General features: G+C 66.0%; 22 protein-coding genes. 9 read left to right on the top strand and 13 right to left on the bottom strand.

What is annotated here, in order from left to right:
• Window positions 1-14: 14 nt before the first annotated feature.
• From AB0F86_RS05655 to AB0F86_RS05640, 4 genes are all read right to left on the bottom strand, one after another.
• Entirely contained in the window at window positions 15-1,604 is a 1,590-nt protein-coding gene (locus tag AB0F86_RS05655) for an MDR family MFS transporter (protein WP_225280207.1), read from the bottom strand.
• Window positions 1,601-2,242, bottom strand: coding sequence for a helix-turn-helix domain-containing protein (locus AB0F86_RS05650; RefSeq protein ID WP_356982229.1), 642 nt, complete (start codon window positions 2,240-2,242; stop codon window positions 1,601-1,603). The genes AB0F86_RS05655 and AB0F86_RS05650 overlap by 4 nt, the downstream gene beginning before the upstream one ends.
• A gap of 52 nt (window positions 2,243-2,294) precedes the next feature.
• Window positions 2,295-2,795, bottom strand: a complete 501-nt coding sequence (locus AB0F86_RS05645; RefSeq protein ID WP_356982228.1) for a TIGR03618 family F420-dependent PPOX class oxidoreductase — start codon at window positions 2,793-2,795, stop codon at window positions 2,295-2,297.
• Between the two features lie 74 nt (window positions 2,796-2,869).
• Entirely contained in the window at window positions 2,870-3,445 is a 576-nt protein-coding gene (locus AB0F86_RS05640; RefSeq protein ID WP_356982226.1) for a hypothetical protein, read from the bottom strand.
• Between the two features lie 333 nt (window positions 3,446-3,778).
• Here AB0F86_RS05640 and AB0F86_RS05635 point away from each other — a divergent pair, with 333 nt between their 5' ends.
• On the top strand, window positions 3,779-4,198 hold the full coding sequence (locus tag AB0F86_RS05635) for a hypothetical protein (protein ID WP_181696247.1): 420 nt from the start codon (window positions 3,779-3,781) through the stop codon (window positions 4,196-4,198).
• A 52-nt stretch (window positions 4,199-4,250) separates the two neighbouring features.
• On the opposite strand, the gene AB0F86_RS05630 is transcribed toward AB0F86_RS05635, so the two are convergent.
• Genes AB0F86_RS05630 through AB0F86_RS05610 form a run of 5 tightly spaced genes read right to left on the bottom strand, consistent with a single transcriptional unit; the run spans window position 4,251 to window position 8,978 of the window.
• A complete protein-coding gene (locus tag AB0F86_RS05630; protein ID WP_356982224.1) occupies window positions 4,251-5,513 on the bottom strand; it encodes an acyl-CoA dehydrogenase family protein in 1,263 nt (420 codons plus the stop codon).
• Between the two features lie 25 nt (window positions 5,514-5,538).
• The gene (locus AB0F86_RS05625) at window positions 5,539-6,420 is read right to left on the bottom strand and encodes an SDR family oxidoreductase (protein ID WP_225280213.1); all 882 of its coding nucleotides are present in this window, start codon (window positions 6,418-6,420) and stop codon (window positions 5,539-5,541) included.
• Window positions 6,421-6,423: 3 nt separating this feature from the next.
• Window positions 6,424-7,296 (bottom strand): MaoC/PaaZ C-terminal domain-containing protein, encoded by an 873-nt coding sequence (locus AB0F86_RS05620; RefSeq protein WP_356982222.1) that lies wholly within the window; start codon window positions 7,294-7,296, stop codon window positions 6,424-6,426.
• A gap of 2 nt (window positions 7,297-7,298) precedes the next feature.
• On the bottom strand, window positions 7,299-7,733 hold the full coding sequence (locus tag AB0F86_RS05615) for an SRPBCC family protein (protein WP_356982220.1): 435 nt from the start codon (window positions 7,731-7,733) through the stop codon (window positions 7,299-7,301).
• A gap of 39 nt (window positions 7,734-7,772) precedes the next feature.
• Complete coding sequence (locus AB0F86_RS05610) at window positions 7,773-8,978, bottom strand: lipid-transfer protein (RefSeq protein ID WP_356982219.1); 1,206 nt, start codon at window positions 8,976-8,978, stop codon at window positions 7,773-7,775.
• A 161-nt stretch (window positions 8,979-9,139) separates the two neighbouring features.
• Between AB0F86_RS05610 and AB0F86_RS05605 the strand changes: the two genes are divergently transcribed.
• Genes AB0F86_RS05605 through AB0F86_RS05595 form a run of 3 tightly spaced genes read left to right on the top strand, consistent with a single transcriptional unit; the run spans window position 9,140 to window position 12,108 of the window.
• Window positions 9,140-10,144, top strand: coding sequence for an AraC family transcriptional regulator (locus tag AB0F86_RS05605; protein ID WP_356982217.1), 1,005 nt, complete (start codon window positions 9,140-9,142; stop codon window positions 10,142-10,144).
• 4 nt (window positions 10,145-10,148) lie between these two features.
• Window positions 10,149-11,354, top strand: a complete 1,206-nt coding sequence (locus AB0F86_RS05600; protein WP_356982216.1) for a hypothetical protein — start codon at window positions 10,149-10,151, stop codon at window positions 11,352-11,354.
• The gene (locus tag AB0F86_RS05595; protein ID WP_356982214.1) at window positions 11,344-12,108 is read left to right on the top strand and encodes a hypothetical protein; all 765 of its coding nucleotides are present in this window, start codon (window positions 11,344-11,346) and stop codon (window positions 12,106-12,108) included. Before AB0F86_RS05600 ends, AB0F86_RS05595 begins: the two co-directional genes overlap by 11 nt.
• 36 nt (window positions 12,109-12,144) lie before the next feature.
• Here AB0F86_RS05595 and AB0F86_RS05590 read toward each other — a convergent pair whose 3' ends face one another.
• On the bottom strand, window positions 12,145-13,971 hold the full coding sequence (locus tag AB0F86_RS05590; protein WP_356982213.1) for an NAD(P)/FAD-dependent oxidoreductase: 1,827 nt from the start codon (window positions 13,969-13,971) through the stop codon (window positions 12,145-12,147).
• A 96-nt stretch (window positions 13,972-14,067) separates the two neighbouring features.
• Between AB0F86_RS05590 and AB0F86_RS05585 the strand changes: the two genes are divergently transcribed.
• On the top strand, window positions 14,068-15,345 hold the full coding sequence (locus AB0F86_RS05585) for a transcriptional regulator (protein ID WP_356982212.1): 1,278 nt from the start codon (window positions 14,068-14,070) through the stop codon (window positions 15,343-15,345).
• Between the two features lie 107 nt (window positions 15,346-15,452).
• Here AB0F86_RS05585 and AB0F86_RS05580 read toward each other — a convergent pair whose 3' ends face one another.
• Both AB0F86_RS05580 and AB0F86_RS05575 read right to left on the bottom strand, forming a co-directional pair.
• The gene (locus AB0F86_RS05580) at window positions 15,453-16,055 is read right to left on the bottom strand and encodes a hypothetical protein (RefSeq protein WP_181696256.1); all 603 of its coding nucleotides are present in this window, start codon (window positions 16,053-16,055) and stop codon (window positions 15,453-15,455) included.
• A 260-nt stretch (window positions 16,056-16,315) separates the two neighbouring features.
• Window positions 16,316-16,915: a TetR family transcriptional regulator gene (locus tag AB0F86_RS05575; protein ID WP_356982209.1), complete on the bottom strand. Its 600-nt coding sequence runs from the start codon at window positions 16,913-16,915 to the stop codon at window positions 16,316-16,318.
• A gap of 139 nt (window positions 16,916-17,054) precedes the next feature.
• On the opposite strand from AB0F86_RS05575, the gene AB0F86_RS05570 reads away from it, so the two are divergent.
• Genes AB0F86_RS05570 through AB0F86_RS05560 form a run of 3 tightly spaced genes read left to right on the top strand, consistent with a single transcriptional unit; the run spans window position 17,055 to window position 19,686 of the window.
• Window positions 17,055-18,275, top strand: a complete 1,221-nt coding sequence (locus AB0F86_RS05570) for an alkane 1-monooxygenase (protein WP_356982207.1) — start codon at window positions 17,055-17,057, stop codon at window positions 18,273-18,275.
• On the top strand, window positions 18,275-18,451 hold the full coding sequence (locus AB0F86_RS05565) for a rubredoxin (RefSeq protein WP_181696259.1): 177 nt from the start codon (window positions 18,275-18,277) through the stop codon (window positions 18,449-18,451). Before AB0F86_RS05570 ends, AB0F86_RS05565 begins: the two co-directional genes overlap by 1 nt.
• Complete coding sequence (locus tag AB0F86_RS05560; RefSeq protein ID WP_356982205.1) at window positions 18,448-19,686, top strand: FAD-dependent oxidoreductase; 1,239 nt, start codon at window positions 18,448-18,450, stop codon at window positions 19,684-19,686. The genes AB0F86_RS05565 and AB0F86_RS05560 overlap by 4 nt, the downstream gene beginning before the upstream one ends.
• A 94-nt stretch (window positions 19,687-19,780) precedes the next feature.
• On the opposite strand, the gene AB0F86_RS05555 is transcribed toward AB0F86_RS05560, so the two are convergent.
• Entirely contained in the window at window positions 19,781-20,113 is a 333-nt protein-coding gene (locus AB0F86_RS05555; protein ID WP_356982203.1) for a hypothetical protein, read from the bottom strand.
• Between AB0F86_RS05555 and AB0F86_RS05550 the strand changes: the two genes are divergently transcribed.
• Window positions 20,106-20,432 (top strand): hypothetical protein, encoded by a 327-nt coding sequence (locus tag AB0F86_RS05550; RefSeq protein WP_220138919.1) that lies wholly within the window; start codon window positions 20,106-20,108, stop codon window positions 20,430-20,432. The two genes, AB0F86_RS05555 and AB0F86_RS05550, sit on opposite strands and share 8 nt — an antisense overlap.
• The last annotated feature ends 70 nt before the right edge of the window (window positions 20,433-20,502 follow it).

Below are 20,502 nucleotides of genomic sequence, written 5' to 3'. Positions count from 1 at the left end.
CGCGGCCCGGACGCTCAGCCCTCCTTGACCAGCTCCGGCTCTTCCTCGGCCATCACGGCCTCACCGCGCGCGACCATGCCCGCCTCGTCGGACAGCGTCAGGTGCGGGATGAACAACGCGAGCGCGAACGCGAGGATCGCACCGGGAATCAGGTACCAGAAGCCGGGAACCAGCGCGTCGACGTAGGCGCCGACGATGGCGTCGTGCAGCTTGTCCGGCAGATTCTTGACCACCGACGGGATCAGCGCGCTCGGGTCGATGTTCGCCGCCGCCGCTTCCTGCCAGTTCGCCTGGAACGCGCCGGTCAGATTCTCGGTCAGCCTGCCGGTGAAGATGGAACCGAAGATCGCGATACCGAGCGCGCCACCCATCTCACGGAAGTAGTTGTTGGCACTGGTCGCCGTGCCGATCTGGTCGGGGGCCACCGCGTTCTGCACCACGAGCACGATGATCTGCATGATCAGGCCGAGGCCCGCGCCCATCACGAACAGCATGGCCGAGACCACCCACATCGAGGTGTTCGCGTCGAGCCGGGTCAGCCACAGCATGTCGACGGCGATGAGTGCGGCGCCGATCGGCGGATACACCCGGTAGCGACCGGTCTTGGTGATCACGTTCATCGAGGTGATGAGCGTGAGCATCATGCCGATCATCATCGGGATCAGCAGCAGACCCGACACCGAGGCGGAAGTACCGCTGGCCATCTGCAGGTAGGTCGGGATGAAACCGATCGCCGCGAACATCACCAGGCCGACCAGGAATCCGATCACCGAGGTGAGCACGAAGGTGCGATTGCGGAACAGCCACAGCGGCAGCATCGGCTCCTCGGCGCGCGACTCGACGAAGACGAACGCCGCGACCACGACGACGAACGCCGCGATCATCGACAGCATCACCGTCGAACCCCACTCGTACTGCTTGCCGCCCCAGTCGGTGATCAGGATCAGCAGGGTGGTCGCGGCCGACATGAGCACGATGCCCAGGTAGTCGGGCCGGAACTTGGGGCGGTGGCTGGGGATGCTCAGGTAGCGGAAGGCGATGAACAGCGCCGCGATCCCGATCGGCACATTGATCCAGAAGCACCAGCGCCAGTCGAGATGGTCGGCGAACAGACCGCCGAGCAGCGGCCCGGCGACCGAGGTGATTCCGAAGACAGCGCCCATCGGCGCCATGTACTTGCCGCGGTCCTTGGCAGGCACCACATCGGCGATGATGGCCTGCGCCAGGATCATCAGGCCACCGCCGCCGACGCCCTGCAGGCCGCGGAAGGCGATGAACTCCCAGAATCCCGTCGACGCGGCGGCGCCGACGGAGGCCGCGGTGAAGACAGTGATCGCGAACAGGAACAACCAGCGCCTGCCGAACATGTCGCCGAGTTTTCCGTAGATCGGCATCACGATGGTGGTGGCGAGCAGATACGAGGTGGCGGTCCAGGCCATGTGGGAGACCCCACCGAGTTCGCCGACGATGGTCGGCATGGCGGTGCCGACGATCATCTGGTCGAGGCTGGCCAGGAACATACCCGCGATCAGCGCGGAGAAGATCAGCCAGATCCGCTTCTGCGTCAGGACGATCGGCGGCGGCGAGTCGGCCGTCGTGGTCATCGGTGCGTCTCCCTTGTCGTATCGTCCGGCCGGTCGAACAGCCGGGCGGCCATGGCGCAGTGCGCGTGCAGCGCTGCGGCGAGCGACCCGTTCGGGTCCGCGGCCAGCGACATCGCCGCCCGCGTGGTGATGGTCGTCATGATTCCCGCGGTGAGCGAGGCGAATTCGGGGTCGACCTCGGCACCGAGCCGCGCCGAGAGGAGTTCGGCGGTGGCGGCTTCCAAACGGGCGCCCGAGGCGATGAAGGCGGCGAGCACTCTCGGCTCGGCGGTGATCAGCTCGGTGACCAACGAGATACCTTCGCGCACTTCGTTTTCGGGCTGGAACCCGGCGGCGTGTAACCAGGTGAGGTCCTCGATCAGCACCCCCGTCGGACCGCCCGCGACGAACTCCTGCCGCGCTTCGGGCGTGCCGATGTCGCCGACCGGGCCGACCACCGCGTCGAGCTTGGTGTCGTAGTAGTTGAAGAAGGTGCGCGGCGAGACGCCGACCGCCTTGGCGATGTCGTCGACATTGGTCGCGTCCAGCCCGTGCTCGACCGCCAATCGCCGTGCGGCAAGGCACAGTTCGATCAGGGTCCGCTGCTTCTTCTGTTCACGCAGACCGATCGAGGGCTGCTTGGCCGACTCGGAAGACATGCCGCCAAGTTAGCACAAACTGCAATTTTTCAGAAACTGCAACTACATGGGCTCAGGCCTCGGCGGTACGACCCGACAGCGGCATCGCGGGCAGGCCGAGCTTGCGGTGGTCCCAGGACCTGACCCTGGTCTGGTCGACCCGGATCACGATGCGCTTGTTCATCATCTGCTCGACGAACGGATGAACCTCGGGGCTGTACGGGCCGACGTAGCGTTCGTAGATGTCGATGGCGGCGCGCCAGTACTCCTCGTCCTGCGTGTCCTCGATCAGGTGGGCGGTGCCCTCGATCGACACGCCACGCAGCTGGTCGTAGGTATCGCCCGCTTCGGCCATGCAGGCGATGGTCGGATCGCGGCGCAGGTTCACCGCCTTCTGCGATTTCGACTTGGTCTCGAAGTAGACGACACCGTCGATGTGACCGAACCACATGGCGGTGAGGTGTGGTTTTCCGGACTGGTCGAGGGTGGCCAGTGTGAGCACCCTCGTGCTGTCGAGAAACTCCGCGATTTCCAGCGCATTCATCCGCACTACGGCTCGCTGATCGATCCCCACTACTGGCCACCTTCCGGTCCTGGTCACTTTGCGCCGACCCTACTCAGCCGAGCAGCGCACCGCGTTCGCTCTGCCTAGGTGCGGGTTTTCGGGGTCGCGGGTGGAGTCCGTGCCTCGTTGCGGTGCTGGTCCCACCAGGAGGCGCTTTCCTGCTGGGCGGTCTCCTGGTCCTTGGACGGCGCCGGTGTACTCGGTATGCCGAGGACTCTGAGCCGCCAGTCGTCCTGCGGGATGGCGGCCACGATGCGCACGGGGACGACCGCCGTGAGCAGCAGGCAGTTGCCGACGCAGACCATCAGACAGATCGGGGGAACCGAGACCACGATCGCGGTCGCGAGGGTTCCCATCCGGATCGGATCGCGCGAGATGGACAGGATATTGCCGCAGATGCTGGCCAGCACGGTGACGAGGAGCAGCAACTCGTAGAACCGGACAAGGGAGGTGGCCTTCTCGTCACGGATGCCGACCAGCGTGATGAAAGTGCAGGCGACCAGCGCGACCGTCAGACCGACGACAAGCGGCCACAACCACGTCAGATGCTCCGGAACCCCCGCCACCCCGGCGAGGGTCGAGGTGAAGGTGAAGGAGGCGATCGCCGCGGCGACAACCAGTACCGCCCCTAAACCGACCAGTAGCTTCGGGACCGTCACTGGAACAGGACGAGGGAAACGGTCCGAGTGGTCCATCGGGCTCCATTCTACGGGCTTTGGCCGCCAAACACGCAGGCACTCAACAGAGTACGGGCACGCGGCGGGCCGCGCCGTGAGCGGATCGAGCGGACACCGTAAAATCCCGTCACACACGATTCGCAAAGTGGAGCTCGGCCGGCGCGAGGCATCGGATCCGGCGATCAGCGCGCAGCCAGGGTCAAGCCGTGGGTTTTCGGGGTACCGGCCCTGCGAGAATTGTGGAACTCTTCCGCTTCACGCGGTCCCCATCGAACACCGGGACCGACTACACCGATGCGAAGGACCACCTTACCCATGCGAATCGCAGGACTGACCGCCCTCGCGGCGGGCGCACTGATCCTCCCGGCCACCCTGGCTCCCGCGGCCTCGGCGGAGGTGGAGGACATCACCATCTACGCCTGGGGCAACAGCGAAGTGCCCGTCGCCTGCGATTTTGTGGGTGCCAACTGCACGGTCATGGCCCGGATGTTCGGCGCCGACTACGCACTGCCCGCCACCGTCACGATCAACGGCAGCGAGCTCACTTCGCCCGAGCGCCTGGACTACCCGGACCGGCAGCGCAGCGCGGTCCGCGGCACCTGGCGCCCGCCTGCCAAGGGCACGTACACGATCGTGGCCACCCAGGGCTCCTCCACCAAGACCCTCGTCGTCGAGGTCACCGGTGACCCCCAGCTGGGCAGCGGCTCGGCGGGGCTGCCGAGCGGTTCCAGCTGACCCACGGCCGACTCGCCGACCGCCCGGTGCGGGCGGTCGGCGAGCGCACCGATCACTGCGCGAGCAAACCCTTGGCGACGTGGGTCACCTGGATCTCGTTGCTGCCCGCGTAGATCATCAGCGACTTCGCGTCGCGGGCCAGCTGCTCGACCCGGTACTCGGCCATATATCCGTTGCCGCCGAACAGCTGCACCGCTTCCATCGCGACATCGGTGGCGGCCCTGGTGGAATACAGCTTCATCGCCGAGGCCTGTGCCAGCGTCGGCATCTTGCCCGCCGCCGAGCTCTCCAACGCCCGGAACACCATGTTCTCGACGTTCAGACGCGCGATCTCCATTTCGGCCAGCTTCAACTGGACCAGCTGGAAACGGCCGATCTCCTGCCCCCACAGCTTGCGCGATTTGGCGTATTCGATGCACAGCCGGTGGCATTCGTTGATGATGCCCATCGACAAGATGGCGCAGCCGACCCGTTCGACGATGAAACTGGCCCGCGCGCTCTCCCGGCCGTCACCGCCCTGGTGATCCTCGGTCTCACCCAGCAATCGGTCCTTGCTCAGCCGCACATTGTCGAAGAACAACTCACCGGTCGGCGAGGAATGCATGCCCATCTTCTTGAACGGTTTGCCCTGAGTGAATCCCTCCATGCCCTTGTCGAGCACGAAGGTGAGCACCTTGCGGTCGCGTTTGTCGCCGCCGTCGCCTTCGTCGAGCTTGGCGTAGACGACCACGGTGTCGGCGAACGGGCCATTGGTGATGAAGGTCTTCTGCCCGTTGAGGATGTAGTCCTCACCATCGCGACGAACGTAGGTCTTCATGCCGCCGAACGCGTCGGAACCGGAGTCGGGCTCGGTGATCGCCCACGCCGCCACCTTGTTCAGGGTGACGATGTCTTTTAGCCACCGCTGTTTCTGCGCGAGCGTGCCGCGTGCGGCGATGGTCGCCGCACCGAGACCCAGGCTGACACCAACCGCCGCGACGCTACCCAGGGTCACTCCGGTCAGTTCGCTGACGAGAACCGCAGCCATACTGCCTTGCGCCGCAAGCGGATTCGATGCGGACTTCTTGTCCGGCTTCGCCGGCGCGGGCTCACCCGCCGCGATCCGGTCGGCCCTGGCCTGTTCCTTGGCCAGCATCTTGTCGACAGCCTCACCGGCCATCACATCGAGCCCGAACTGGCTGAACAGGGTGCGCATGATGTCGTAGGGCGGCAGCTCGCCGTGTTCGAGTTCGTCGATGTGGGGACGAACTTCCTTGTCGATGAACGCGCGCACGGATTCGCGGATCATCTCGTCGGTCTCGGACCATTCGAACATCGTTGTTCACTCCAGGATTGGTGGTTCAGGGCAATCGGGCGGCGATGTCGTCGATCGACCACGCCTCGTCGGTCTCGATGGTCTTGATGTCGTGCCAGCCGGCGAGTTCGCTGATCGCACCGCCCTGTACCGCGAACACCTTGCCGGTGATCGGGCATTTCTCGCCTGCGAGGTAGGCGACCAGCGGTGAGATGTTGGCCGGGCTGAAAGCGTCGAAGCTTCCCTCGGCTTCGGCGTCGGCCGCCTCGGCCGCCATCAGCGCGCCCATTCCCGGGGTGGCCAGGGTCAGGCGGGTGCGGGCGATCGGGGCGATCGCATTGGCCCGCACGCCGTAGCGTTCGAGCTCGTCGGCCGCGACCTGGGTCAGCGCGGCGATACCGGCCTTGGCGGCACCGTAATTCGCTTGGCCCGCGTTGGGCACAGTCACCCCGGACGCCGAGGCGGTGTTGATGATGGCGGCGTTGGGTCGACGGCCCGCCTTCGACTCTGCCTTCCAGTACGCCGAGGCGTGGTGGACGACCGCGAAATGGCCTTTGAGATGCACCGCGACCACGGCGTCCCAGTCCGACTCCGAGAGGCTGGGGATGAAGCCGTCGCGCAGGATGCCGGCGTTGTTGACGACCACGTCGAGGCCACCGAATTCCGAGATCGCTTGCGCGACGAGGGCTTCAGCGCCCGCCCAGGTGGCGATGTCGTCGGTGTTGGCTACTGCCCGGCCACCGGCGGCGACGATCTCGTTCGCCACTTCCTGTGCCGGGCCGACGTCGACGCCGTCACCGCTGTTGCTGCCGCCCAGGTCGTTGACAACGACTGCGGCACCTTCGCGGGCGAACAGCAGCGCGTGCTCACGTCCGATACCGCGACCGGCGCCGGTGATGACGGCGATGCGTCCCTCCAAGGCACCCATGTCCTACTCCTTCGTTCCCGCGATTTCGGCGATGCCGTTGCTCAGCACCACATCGGTCCCTCGCACCGTCTCGAACGCGTACGTGGTGACACCGTTGTCGGTGCCCGCATTCCAGATCCGCGTCTCGAGGTCGTCACCAGGGAAGACGAACTTGGAGAAACGTACGGCCAAGCGCTGCACCCGCGAAACGTCGGAATCGGCGACTTCGGCGAGGACACCCCACCCGGCCATCGCCATCGTGCACAAACCATGCGCGATGATGCCGGGCAGACCGGCGTCCTTGGCGACTTCCTCGTCCAGGTGCAGCGGCACCGGGTCACCCGAGGCGGGCGCGTACCGGAACGTCTGGTCGTGGTCCACGTGGTGGGCGATCTTCGCCTGCGGCGGGGACTGTTTGAGCTCGGTACACGGCTCGATCACCGGGATCGCCTCGCCGACTCTGTCGCCGGCGTCCACGCCGCGGAAGAAGCCGGACAGGTACTGCTCGTTGACGAGCTCACCGGTCACCTCGTCGGCACAGGTGAGATGGATGTAGACCAGCGAACCGGTGGACTTGGTCTCCCAGCCGATCACGCGGCCCCGCGAGACCAGCTTGTCACCGGGCTTGATCGGGCGGTGGAAGTGGAAGTCCTGCTCGCCGTGGGTGATCCGGCCGAAGATGTCCATCGGCACCACGTCGACGGCCGGCGCCATCAGCGCGTCGAAGGCCGGGACGATGGCGAACACCGGCGAGCCCACGTCGCCGCAGCGATGCGCGGGGATCGGGTCGTTGGTCGCGGCCGCGTACTCGGCCAGCCGTTCCCTGGTCACCTCGAACCGTTCTTCGTCCGACCACAGGTTCAGTCCGGCACGGTCGAACTCGAAGACGTCACCCATGATCAGGCCCCGGCGGCGAGGGCGGCGAGCTTGTCCAGCGAGGTCTGCAGCTGGTTGGTGCCGTCCTTCTCGACCGCCTTGCCGAGCGCGCCCTTGATCAGCGAGCCCTCGAATTCCCCTGCGACCTGGACCTCGGTCTGGTCGCCGTCGGGGGTCAGGTCGAAGGAGAAGGTGGCCTTCACCCCGGCCATCCCGGTGCCCGTCATGACCAGCTTGGTCGGGGCGACCTCGCCGACGACCCATTCCATCTTGTTGGCCATGCCGAGCATGAAGATCTTGGCGGTCAGCGCCGCGCCTTCGGTCAGGGTGGCCGGCGGCTCGACCATCCAGCGCTCGTGGATGGTGAACCAGTCGCCCCAGGTGGACGGGTCGGTGATCACGCCCATCAGCTTCTCGGCGGGGGCGTTGAGGGTGGCGGTCTGCTCGATGTGACCCATGAGTGTTCTCCTGCGAATGGTGGTGTGGTGGAAGGCCGGTCAGCGGTCGGCGCGCTGGTACGCGGTGACGACGGCGGCGCCGCCCAAGCCGATGTTGTGCTGCAGGGCAGCGGTCACGTTGTCGACCTGACGGGCGTCGGCGGTGCCGCGCAGCTGCCAGGTGAGCTCGGCGCACTGCGCCAATCCGGTGGCGCCGAGCGGGTGCCCCTTCGAGATCAGGCCGCCGGAGGGGTTGACGACCCACTTGCCGCCGTAGGTGGTCTGGTTGTCGTCGAGCAACCGACCGGCCTCGCCGGGGGCGCACAGGCCGAGGGCTTCATAGAGCAGCAGTTCGTTGGCCGAGAAGCAGTCGTGCAACTCGATGACCTGGAAGTCCTCACCGCCGAGTCCGGCCTGCTTGTACACCTCGGCCGCGGCGGCGACATTCATGTCGTAGCCGATGATGTTCTTGGCCGTGCCGTCGAAGGTCGACGCGAAGTCGGTGGTCATGGCCTGACCCACGATTTCGACCGCCTGGCCGGCGAGGTCGTGTTTGTTCACGAAATCTTCGCTCGCCAGGATCGCCGCGCCGGAACCGTCGGAGGTCGGCGAGCATTGGAGCTTGGTGAGCGGGTCGTAGATCATTCGCGAATCGAGGATCTGATCCATGGTGTATTCGTCACGGAATTGCGAATACGGGTTGTTCACCGAATGCTTGTGGTTCTTGTAACCGATTTTCGCGAAATGCTCGGCGGTGGTGCCGTATTCCTTCATGTGCTCCCGCCCTGCGGCGCCGAACATCCAGGGCGCGGGCGGAAAGAGCACCTCGGAGATTTCGGCCAGGGCCTGCATGTGTTTGCCCATCGGCTGCTCGCGGTCGTCGAAGGTGGTGCCGAGCGAGCCGGGCTGCATCTTCTCGAAACCGAGCGCGAGCGTGCAGTCGGCCAGGCCGCCGCGAATCGCCTGCGCCGCCAGATACAAGGCGGTCGATCCGGTCGAGCAGTTGTTGTTCACGTTGACGACCGGAATTCCGGTCATTCCGAGTTCGTAGACAGCGCGCTGCCCGGAGGCGGACTCGCCGTACACATAGCCGACGTAGGCCTGCTGCACCTCGGCATAGGAAATACCCGCATCATTGAGGGCGTTGGTGCCCGATTCCCGTGCCATATCCGGGTAGTCCCAGATGCTGCCGTCTTCGTTGAATCGCCGACCCGGCTTCTCGAATTTCGTCATACCGACACCGACGACGAATACCCGTTGCGTCACAGGACAGTCCTCTCGATAGATCAGCCATGCGGCTGTCACGTATGACGCTATGAGTTCTGCTGCTGCTCGACGAGGACCGCAGCGGGCCGTTCGGGGGACCGAAACGATCATCGCCGCTGCGGTACCGTACGAATCGCCTCGCCCGACGTCGAAGGAGCCAAGTGGCGCATACGATTCCGATGCGGTTCTTCCGGGCGACAGTCGAGTCGATGGTGAAACGCGGCCTCGACGTGGAGCGCGCGCTGCGCGGAGCGGGACTCGACTGGCGGCTCTACGCCGAGGACCGCGCCCGGATGACACCGGAGCAGACGACCGGGGTGATCCGCGCCCTGTGGGAGCAAACCGACGACGAACTCCTGGGCCTCGGGCCCCGGCCGGTAGCGCGCGGCGCCTTGCGACTGGCCGGACTCACCGTCATCCACACCCGGGATCTGCGCGGTGCGCTCGGCCGCATGTTCGAACTCTCCGCCGTGACCACCGGCATCCGCTGGGCGTTGCGGGCCGACGACGCGGGCCGAGCCACGATCAACATCGCCGATCCCGACGTGCGCCTCGATCCGTTCGTCGCATTCGCGATGATCGGTGGAGTGCACCGGTTCGCCGGTTGGCTGATCGGAGCGCCGGTCGCGTTGCTTTCCGTGGATTTCCCGTTCGATGCCGAGCATCTGGCCGAGGAGTACACGACGATTTTCGGGATCCGGCCCACCTTCCGCGCGTCGCGGTTGGCGATGTCGTTCGACGCGGCGTTGCTGGCCATGCCGGTGGTGCGCGACGAAGCCGACCTCAAGCGGTTCCTCCGCGACTCCCCCGGTGTGCTGTTCTACGCGCAGGAGCAGGCCGCGACCACTACGGCGCGGGTGCGCGCGATCATGGAGCGCAACCAGAACGGTTCCTGGCTCGGCGCCGACGAGCTCGCCCGTCGCCTATCGATCAGCGCGCCGCACCTGCGGCGGCTGCTGCGTGCCGAAGGCACCAGCCAGCGGCGAATCCAGGAGGAGATCCTTCGCGACCGCGCCGTCGAAGCGCTGGTCCACGGAGACGAGTCGATCGCCGACCTCGCCGCCCGCCTGGGCTATTCGGAGGCCAGTGCCTTTCGCCGGGCGTTTCACCGGTGGACCGGTAGCGCGCCGAGCGACTACCGCTCCACCCGAATCAGGAAGCCGTGACCGTATGACGCACACCGAGACGGAAGCCCGCTTGGACGACACGGGCAACGTCTTGATCGCACCGACGGGATTGCGCGACACCGCGATCACGGACTTCTTCGGGTCCACGATCACCCCGGCGGATCTTGCCGCCGGATCGGCGGATCTCACGCAGAAGACCGTCTACCTGTGTGGCGATATCGCAGCGATCGATGAGGATCGGTTACGTTCGGCCGCACGGGTTTTCGTTGTCCGAAAGCTGTCATACGGATACCACGATCACGAACTGCCGACTCTCATCGACCTCGGTCGTGTCCCGGTTCGTGTGCATCGCGTCGGCGTGTACTACCGCCGCTTCTTCGCCCTCGAAGACGACCACTTCGGACGGATCAGCGCCGAGCACACTTTCCAGTCCCTGACCGAGTCCACCAAACCGGGTTCGGCCCACCGCAGCGGTATCTACCTGACACCTGTCACGCGGAGAGGTGACGAACTGCATTTCCGCCTGCTGCGCTGCTCGACGAATCTCTCGGGGCCGACCGAGGGCTTCGGCGCGACCGACACGAGCATCGTCGACGCCCTGAACAACGAGGCCGCCACCGTGTTCCGTGGCCACGCGCCGCTCAATCACGTTCTGGCCCAGATCTATCACAACACCCCGGCCACGGCCGGGCGCAAACAGGCCAAGGCCAAGATCTCGGCTCATGCCGACAAGACCAAGGACATGCCAGTCGGCGGCATCATGGCCTTCTGCACCTTCTACAACGGGCTCGACATGCTGGGGCCCATGGCCGCCGACCCCTTCGACTACGGCGTGCGGAATACCAGCGGCCTGACCGAACTCCGCTTCCGCCTGAAGGATTCGGCCGACGCACGCGACGGGGTACCCGTGCGATTCGATCTGACCCTGTATCCGGGTTCCGTGTTCTTCATGCCGCTGTCGACCAACCGCCTCTACACCCACGAGATCCGGCCCCCGGCGCCGGACGTCGGATCGCTGCCGACCCGACTGGGCTACGTGGTGCGCTGCTCGAACGCCGAAGCCGTACACAGCGACGGCCAGACCTTCCTGAAGCGAGCCGGTGGCTTGGTAAAGCTGGAGCCGCCTACTCCAGAAGGCGTCGACGAATTGCGCGGGCTCTACGCCGAAGAGAACAGAACCACGTCCTTCATCGACTACGGCGACCGGTTCCCCTTCAGCATGAACGCAGGAGACTACGATGCTCCTTGAATCTGACATCTATGACGAAATAGCCTCGTACGCTCTGTCTTTCGAGCGCAATCTTTTCACGGAGCTTTCCGGTTCGGCTCTCCTGGAGGAAACGGGAAACGGCCGGCGCGGCGCGACTCTCACCGACCCCGATGCGGCGGGTCGCGTGCCGCTCGTCCGAACCACCACCCGCTATGCCCGCCCGACGCAGCGCTTCCAGCCGCTACATCACCACCTGGCACAGCAGATACAAACCCGAGCGGGAATCGCGGTCGGTTTCGACAACGCGCTCATCGAGAGCTACACGAACACCTACACCACCATGGGCGGCCATTCCGACCAAGCTCTCGACCTCGCCGATCAGTCCTTCGTCGCCGTCTTCTCCTGCTATCGCCACCCCGAGGCACCACCGAGGACGCTGATCTTCGAAAGGAAGGGGACCGCTGAGAAGTTCGCGATCCCCCTGGCCCACCACAGCGTCGTCGTGTTCTCCGTCGCCGCGAATCGGCGGTTCAAGCACAAGATCGTGCTCGAGCCGTCCGCACGGTCGGTCGAAAACGACTGGCTCGGCGTGACTTTCCGCAAGTCGAAGACCTTCGTCCAGTTCCGTGAGGGTCGGCCGTACCTGCCGCAGGGCGCACGTCTCACCTCGGCCGACGACGATCAGCGACGAGAGTTCTACCGCCTGCGACGACGTGAGAACAACGAAACAGACTTCGTCTACCCGCCGCTGACCTACACCGTCAGCGAAAGCGACCTGATCCCACCGGCCTGAGGATCAGCCACCCGACTGCTCGCCGGGTGTGCCAGGTCAGCTCAGGTGGTGCACCTCCTGCTTTCCGTAGACCGGGGTCGGCACCCCTTCGAACCGGGCCTTCAGCTGCAAGGCCAGGTACAGCGAATAGTGGCGGGATTGGTGCAGGTTGCCGCCGTGGAACCACAGGCCGGGCTGCTGGGTCGGCTTCCACATATTGCGCAGCTCGCCTTCCCAGGGGCCCGGGTCTTTGGTGGTGCCCGAGCCGTAACCCCAGCATTTGCCCACCGCGTCGGCCACGTCCTGGCCGATGAGGTCGGCCGCCCAGCCGTTCATCGACCCGTAGCCGGTCGCGTAGACGACGAGATCGGCGGGTAGTTCGGTGCCGTCGGACAGGATCACACTGTCCTCGGTGAGTTCGCGGACCTGCCCGTGCGCCAAGCGGATGTCGCCGTTGGCGACGAGTTCGGCGGCGCCCACATCGATGTAGTAGCCCGAACCTCGGCGCAGGTATTTCATGAACAATCCGGAGCCGTCGTCGCCCCAGTCGAGCTCGAACCCGGCGCGTTCCAGGCGTGCGTAGAAGTCGGCGTCGCGCTCGCGGATCGCGTCGTAGACCGGGATCTGGAATTCGGGCATGATCCGGTACGGCAGCGACGCGAAGGTGAGATCGGCTTTCTGCGTGGTCATTCCGGCAGCAAGGGCGCGCTCGGAGTACAGGTCACCGAGGCCGAGTTCCATCAGCGAATCCGACTTCACGATGTGGGTGGACGACCGCTGCACCATGGTGACCTCGGCACCCGCCTCCCACAGGGCACCGCAGATGTCGTGGGCGGAGTTGTTGGCCCCGATCACCACGGCACGTTTGCCCGCGTAGCGGTCCGGCCCGGGGTGCCGGCTGGAGTGGTGCTGGTCGCCCCGAAAGCGGTCCATCCCTGGGAAATTCGGGATGTTCGGTTTGCCCGACATCCCGGTCGCGAGCACCAGGTGGTGCGGGCGCAGCACGAGCGGGTCGCCATCGCGTTCCACCTCGACCACCCAGGTTTCGCTCGCGTTGTCGTAGCGTGCCGAGGTGCAGGTGGTCTTGGACCAGTACGGCACCTCCATCACCTTGGTGTACATCTCGAGCCAGTCGCCGATTTTGTCCTTCGGCGCGAACACCGGCCAGTTGTCGGGAAACGGCAGATACGGCAGGTGGTCGTACCAGACCGGATCGTGCAGACACAGCGACTTGTACCGCTTGCGCCACTGGTCACCGGGGCGGTCGTGCTTGTCGACGACGAGGGCGGGCACGCCGAGCTGGCGCAGCCGCGCACCGAGGGCGATACCACCCTGTCCCCCACCGACGACGAGCACGAACGGCTGTCGCGTGTAGCCGAGTTCGTGCTGTTCGCGTTCGCGTTGCTCGGACCAGGTCACCCGGGCGCGGTCGGCACCGTGACGCACGCCCCTCGGCCGCCGTGGGCCTTTGCTCTCCTCGAAGCCCTTCAACTCCTGCAGGGTGGTGAGCAGGGTCCACGCGCCCTCGTCGGTGAGCCGCAGGTGCCCGACACCGCGTCCGGCCCCGGTCTCGAAACCGATCCACGCGCTGATCACCCCGTCGGCCTCGGTCGGCGTCTCGGTGGTGTGGAAACCGGACGGGTCCGTGTCGGCGAGCTGGGCTGCCAGCATGTCGGCGACGCCCGCCCGGCCCTCGACGGTCTTGATGTTCCAGGTGAACGCGATCAGGTCGCGCCAGAAGCTGTCGGTGGCGAACATGCCCGCCGCGGTGTCGACATCGCGCGCGGCCAAGGCCGCCTCGAACGCCGTCAGCCAGGCGTCCACCCGCTGCTGGGGTCCGGCTACGTCCGATCCGTCGACGACGGGATCGAGTGTCTGGGTCATCGAATCCTCCTCCACAATCTGTGACATGAAGCACACGTCATGCGGGAGGGGTGGCACAATCGTTGCAGCGCGTTGCAGCGCTGACAGACGGCACCGATGAAGGGCGCAGGCGTGGGCGATTTCGGCGCGTTCGTACCCGGCACCGACCTCTCCGGGTACGCGCGTGAGCTGATCCGCATGCACGACGCCGTGATCGCCGGTGGGCGTTCGCCGCTGCGGCCTCGCCCTCTCGTCGCCCGGTCGTGGTCGCGGGTGCTGGCGGCGGGGCTGGTGCCCGACCAGCCGAGGGCTCGCTCGGTGCTGGCCGTCGACGATGTCGAACGCAGGCGCCGCGAATCCTCGCTCACCGCGGTGATCGACGACCTCACGCAGGCACTGTCCGATCTCACCGACACCGCTTCCCAGCTGATGCTGGTGGTCGCCGACGCCGAGGGCGTGATCCTGTGGCGACACGGTTCGGCGAAGGTGCGCCACCGGGCCGACACCCTGGGATTCCGCGAGGGCGCGCGCTGGACCGAGGACGCGGTCGGCACCAACGCGATCGGCACCGCGCTGGCCGAGGCCAATCCGGTCCAGTTGTTCTCCGGTGAGCACTTCGAGCAGTTCCAGCACCCCTGGTTCTGCACGGCGGCCCCGATCCACGACCCGCGCACCGGTACCCTGCTCGGAATCGTCGACATCAGTGGTCCCGCGCTGGCCCTGCATCCGGCGGTCACCGCGCTGGTGAGTACCGGCGTGCGGCTCGCCGAAGCGCAACTGTGGCGTCATCACGAGACCCGGCTCGACCGGCTGCGTTCGGCGGCGGGCCCCGCCCTGGCCGGGTTGTCCGGACCCGCCCTGGTCGTCGACGACAACGGCTGGGTGGCCCAGGCCGTCGGTGTCGGCGCCACGCACCGGGTGGCCGTGCCGAGACCCGACCGCCCGATCACCGTCCCCGGGCTCGGTCTGTGCACCGCCGAGCAACTCGCCGACGGATGGCTGATCCGTCCGGACTCCGGCTCCCGGCTCACCCGCTTGGAGCTCGACCTGTCCGGTCAGCCGACCCTGCGCGCGCACGGCGGCGAATCCGCCTGGTGCTGTGCGCTCTCGGCACGCCATGCCGAGATCCTGCTGCTGTTGCACCTGCACGGCCGACAGGGCATGACGGTCGGGCAGCTCAGCGAAGCGCTGTTCGGCGATGCGGACCACGCCGTCGCGGTCCGGGCCGAGATCTCCCGGCTGCGGCGGACGCTCGGTTCGGTGGTGACGAGCCGACCCTATCGGATCGCCGAATCTGCCAGCCTCACAGTTACTTTCGGCTCGGCCGAGCGCCTCGCCGACTGCGATTTCATCCGACACAGCGCGGGACCGGGCTTACGCGCACTCTGCCGGTGACTTCGCGGTCGATGCCGTACTCGGACGATCGGCGCCGGGATGGAATTCACGACATCCCGGCGCCGAGAGCACAGCTGAGCCGATAGTCAGGGCAGCCTGGTGCCAGGTCAACTGACCGTTGCGGTGATCTTGATCGCCGGTGTGACCTTGTACTCGGTGGCGAAGGTGATCGTCTCACCCTGCGTCAGGAGTCCCTGACACGTCGGCGTCCCCTCGGCCGTGGCCAACTTCACCACGGCCGTGGTCGCTTTGAGGGTGGAGGTGGCGTTCGTGTACGTCATCGCGGTGTGATGAGTCCAGAACCCGCACGAGTTTCCGACGACCGTAGTGAAGACCAGGTTGATCGAGTTGAACAGGTCGCCATTGACCAGCGAGGTCGTCCCTGTGGCCGCATTGTAAGACTTGCCCGTGAAGTTCGAGGCGCCTGCCGCTGCGGTGAACTGCCCTCGCCACGCCGTGCCGTCGGGAGCGGTGCAGTTGATCAGGTCCGTGTACTTGATGGCACCGAGCCCGGAGGTCGTCCGGGTACCTGCGGGCAGGGAGCCCGACGAGGACAGGCTCGGACAGGTGAATATCGTTGTGCCGCTTTTGTTCTTCACGACCAGCGGTCCCGACACCGCCGAGAAGGCTCCGTTGCTGTTGGGGTTGACGACTGTCCAGGTGGTGGTTGCCGCGTGCGCGGGCGCCGAGAGCGCGGCGGTCGCGAGCAAGGGCGCGGCCACGGTGATCGATGCCAGAAGGTGGCTGGTGCGCATTCCGAACATAGTGGTCTCGATTCATCAAGCCAGAGAACGCGTCGGGCGACCGATCAGACCGTCGTGCCGCGAGACGCACTAGGCGTAACGGCCCAGCCAGGTGACCGTATCAACGAAACTCGTTGCTTAGCACACGGTTTGAACTAATTAGTTTTCAAACCAATCAGTCAGGAATTATTGCTCCGCAGCGGCACGCCCGCAGCACGGCGTTCGACTCAGGCCGGGAACACACCGGCCAGCACAGCACCGATCTGCGCCACCGCGCGGTCGACACTGCCGGTGGGCTGGAACAGGTGACTCAGGGTGAGCCGCACCATGATCTCGACGATCGAGGCGATCTCCTCGTCGGACAGCTGAGGCAACTGGTAGCGGTCGCGGACCGTGATCGTGAGCGCGTCGACCGCCCGGACGAGCACCGGCTGCGCGTCGCTCACCAAAGCGGGCAGCAGGGCGGTGTCGGCATCCTGACGAGCGGAGAGGACCGCCTTGATCAACGTGTTGTCACCGGCGGTGCGCAGGGTGTATTCGGCGGCGGCGGTGATCCCGGCGAGGGGGTCGGCCGGATGCTCACCCAACGTGTCGGCCACCCCGCTCAGGTAGATGCCGGTCTCGCGCTCGATGAGGGCATCCGCCAAAGCCTGCTTGGTGCCGATCTCCTTGTAGAGGACCGGTCTGCTGATGCCGACCTCCTTCGCGATACGCGACATGTTGACCGCGCCCCAGCCTTCGGAAACGACCATGGTGCGGGCAGCGTCGAGCATGCGATCGCGCAACAGCTGACGCATCTCGGACTGGAAGTTCGGCGATTCGGCCACCCAGCCATCGTACATGTCGTCCGAAGTGACAGCTGCGTTGACAACTCATGACTCTATGTATTTACTGAGAACATATCGGCCTCAATTGTAAACGAGCTCGACAATGCCCGGGAAATGTCTCGGTGATCAGGAGAACGAGATGACGACATCGCGAAACCACGAAGAACCGGCCACGGCCCTGCAATGGCGTGATTCCAAGCGCTATCTGTGGTTGTTCGGCCTCGTCGCCCCCAGTGCGGCAATGCTGGCCACGGCACTCGTCTGGGTGTTCAACCAGCTGGGCTGGCAGGTGGTGGCGCCGGTGTGGTGGTGGCTCGGCCCGATCCTGGTGTACGTCCTGCTGCCGACCCTCGACCGCTTCTTCGGGCCCGACGGTGCGAACCCACCGGAGGAGGTGATGGCACAGCTGGAGAACGACAGGTACTACCGCTACTGCACCTACGCCTACATTCCGCTACAGCTGATCAGCCTGGTTTTCGCTTGTTACCTCTGGACCGCGGACAACCTCTCCTGGCTCGGAATCGACGGCGGTCTGGGCCTGGCCTCGAAGATCGGTTTGGCCTTCACCATCGGGGCGATGGGCGGTGTCGGTATCAACACCGCCCACGAACTCGGCCACAAGAAGGACGAACTCGAGCGCTGGCTGTCGAAGATCACGCTGGCCCAGACCTTCTACGGGCACTTCTACATCGAGCACAACCGCGGCCACCACGTGCGTGTCGCGACGCCGGAGGACCCGGCCAGCGCCCGCTTGGGCGAATCGTTCTGGAGTTTCCTGCCGCGCAGTGTGTGGGGCAGCCTGAAGTCCGCGTGGGAACTGGAAGCCACCCGCCTGCGCCGGCTGGACAAGAGCCCGTTCTCGCCGCACAACGACGTGCTCAACGCGTGGTCGATGTCGGTGGTGCTGTGGGCGGCGCTGGTCGCGGTGTTCGGCCCCGCGATCCTGCCGTTCCTGGTGATCCAGGCCGTCTACGGATTCTCCCTGCTCGAGACGGTGAACTACCTCGAGCACTACGGTCTGCTGCGGAGCAAGACCGCCTCGGGTCGCTACGAGCGCTGCACCCCCGAGCACAGCTGGAACTCCGACCACATCGTCACCAATATCTTCCTCTACCACCTGCAACGCCACAGCGACCACCACGCCAATCCCACCCGGCGCTACCAGATCCTGCGCCACATGGACGGCGCGCCCGAACTGCCGAGCGGGTACGCGAGCCTGATCGGCCTGGCCTACCTGACCCCTTTGTGGCGCAAGGTGATGGACCATCGTGTGCTCGCGCACTACAACGGCGACATCACCCGGGTCAATATCCAGCCGAGCAAGCGCGCGAAGATCCTCGCGCAGTACGGAGCGAACTGATGGCCGCCTACCTCTGCCCCGTGTGCGACTACGTCTACGACGAGCGCTTCGGCGCTCCCCGTGAAGGTTTCGCCGCGGGCACCGCCTGGTCGTTGATTCCCGAACAGTGGTGCTGTCCGGACTGCGGTGTCCGCGAGAAGGTCGACTTCGACATGCGTGAGGTGAGTCGCGGATGAGCGGGCGGATCGTGATCGTCGGCGCCGGTGTCGCCGGCGCCACCGCGGCACACACCTTGCGCCGCGAGGGGTATACCGGCGAGATCGTGCTCGCCGGGGCGGAACCGACGATGCCCTATCGTCGGCCCGCGGTCTCGAAGGAACTACTCGCGGGCACCGCCTCGCTGGAACGCACCCTGCTGAAGCCGGTGAAGTTCTGGGCCGACAATGTCATCGATCTGCGGGCGGCGACCAGGGTCGACGCGATCGACATCGACCGTGCGTCGGTGCGATTGAGCACGGGTGAAGACCTCGGCTACGACAGCTTGCTGCTCGCGACCGGCGCGCGGGCACGCCACATCGACACCGCGTCCACCCGCGTGCACACCTTGCGGACGCTGTCCGACATCACGGCGCTGCGAGCGGCGATCGATGCCGGCGGGTCACTGCTGATCGTCGGCGGCGGGCTGATCGGCTGCGAGGTGGCCGCCACCGCCCGCGGCCTCGGCGCCGATGTGATGCTGTTGCACGCGGGCCCCGCGCTGCTGGACCGGGTGGTGCCGCAGGCGGTGTCGGACCTGCTGCGCGACCTCCATCAGGAGCACGGCGTCGTCGTCGAGACAGAGTTCAGCACAACGCATCTCGGCGACACCGCCGACGCCGTGACAGCCACGGCGGCCGACGGGCGCAGCCGGTCGGCCGGGGCCGCTCTGGTCGCCATCGGAGCGGCGCCCGACACCGCCTTGGCCGAAGCCGCCGGCCTGGCCGTCAACGAGGGCATCGTCATCGATCAGCACTACCGCACATCGGCACCGGGAGTTTTCGCCGCGGGCGACGCGACCACCGCCTTCAACTCCCACCGCGGCGAGTTCGAGAGCGGCCGGCAGTGGAACTCGGCGATGTCCGCGGGCGCCGCCGCGGCGAGGGCCATCCTGGGCCGCCCGGCCGCCCCCGTCGAAATCCCTTGGGGCTGGACCGATCAGCACGGACTCTCCCTGCAATTCGCCGGCTGGGTCCACCCGCACGACGACCTCGTCGTCGAAGGCACCGTGGCATCCCGGGACTTCCTCGCCGTGGCCGTCCGCGACGGCCTGCCCGTCGGCGCCGTCGCGATGGCCAGGCCTCGGGAACTCCGCGCGGCGCGGGCGGCCATCGCCGCCGGTGCCCCCTGGACCACCAGTTCATTCCGCAGTTCCGAAAGAAGTGGAAACCTTTCCACAATTAACTATCCGGAGAAAATAACTAATAGCGGATAACGATATTCAGGGCGTATCGATTCGCGATTTCAGCCACGAAAAGAAGATGGCGAGCTATATTTTTAAAACACCCACTTTGTAGTTGGGCATACCGTCACTCCTCTGCTCGACATTTTCTGGAGATCGCCATGATATCGACCACTTCCCTGTTTCGCGCAGGCTTTATCGCTCCGGTGGCTGTCGCCACCGTCTTTTGTCTGGCCGCACCCGTCAACGCGGCGCCGGTCAGCGTGAACTGGGCATGCCGGGGCACCGTCCTCGGGATCAGCCAGACCTCGAACATGAACACGACGGTCACCGGTACGGCGCCGGGCTCGGCGGCATCGGGATCCGCGGTGGCCATCACCATCACACCCGGTGCGTCGTCGGTGCCGAGTTCGGCTTCCGGCTTCACGGTGAACAACATCAGCAACCTGAAGATGACCATTCCCACCCCGGCGAACTCGACCCTGGTCTCGGCCAGCGCCTCCGGAGGTAGCGTGGCGGGCACGGTCGCGACGTCCGGTGGGAACGTCGTGCTGACCATTCCCGGGCCGATCGCCGGTGGTACCAGCTTCACTCCGCCCGCGGTGACCATCAATGTCACCGCGGGTGCCGCTGGAACGTCGATCACCAGCAAGTACGCGGGAACCAGCTACACAAGTCCCGGTATGACCATGACGACCAACGTCTCGTTCGTCGGCAACGTAGCGACTTCGTGCTACCCGAACCCCTCCCCGACCCTGACCACAACCACCGTCACCTAGGCCCATGGACAGGCGCTACGGCACGATGACCCACACCCGCGCCGACAATCCGTGGTGAAGATGTCCGGAC

The organism is Nocardia sp. NPDC023733 (assembly GCF_040639775.1).
Lineage (GTDB): Bacteria > Actinomycetota > Actinomycetes > Mycobacteriales > Mycobacteriaceae > Nocardia > Nocardia rosealba.
Note: the sequence above shows the minus strand (reverse complement) of the source record. Positions and strands in the feature narration are given on the sequence as shown.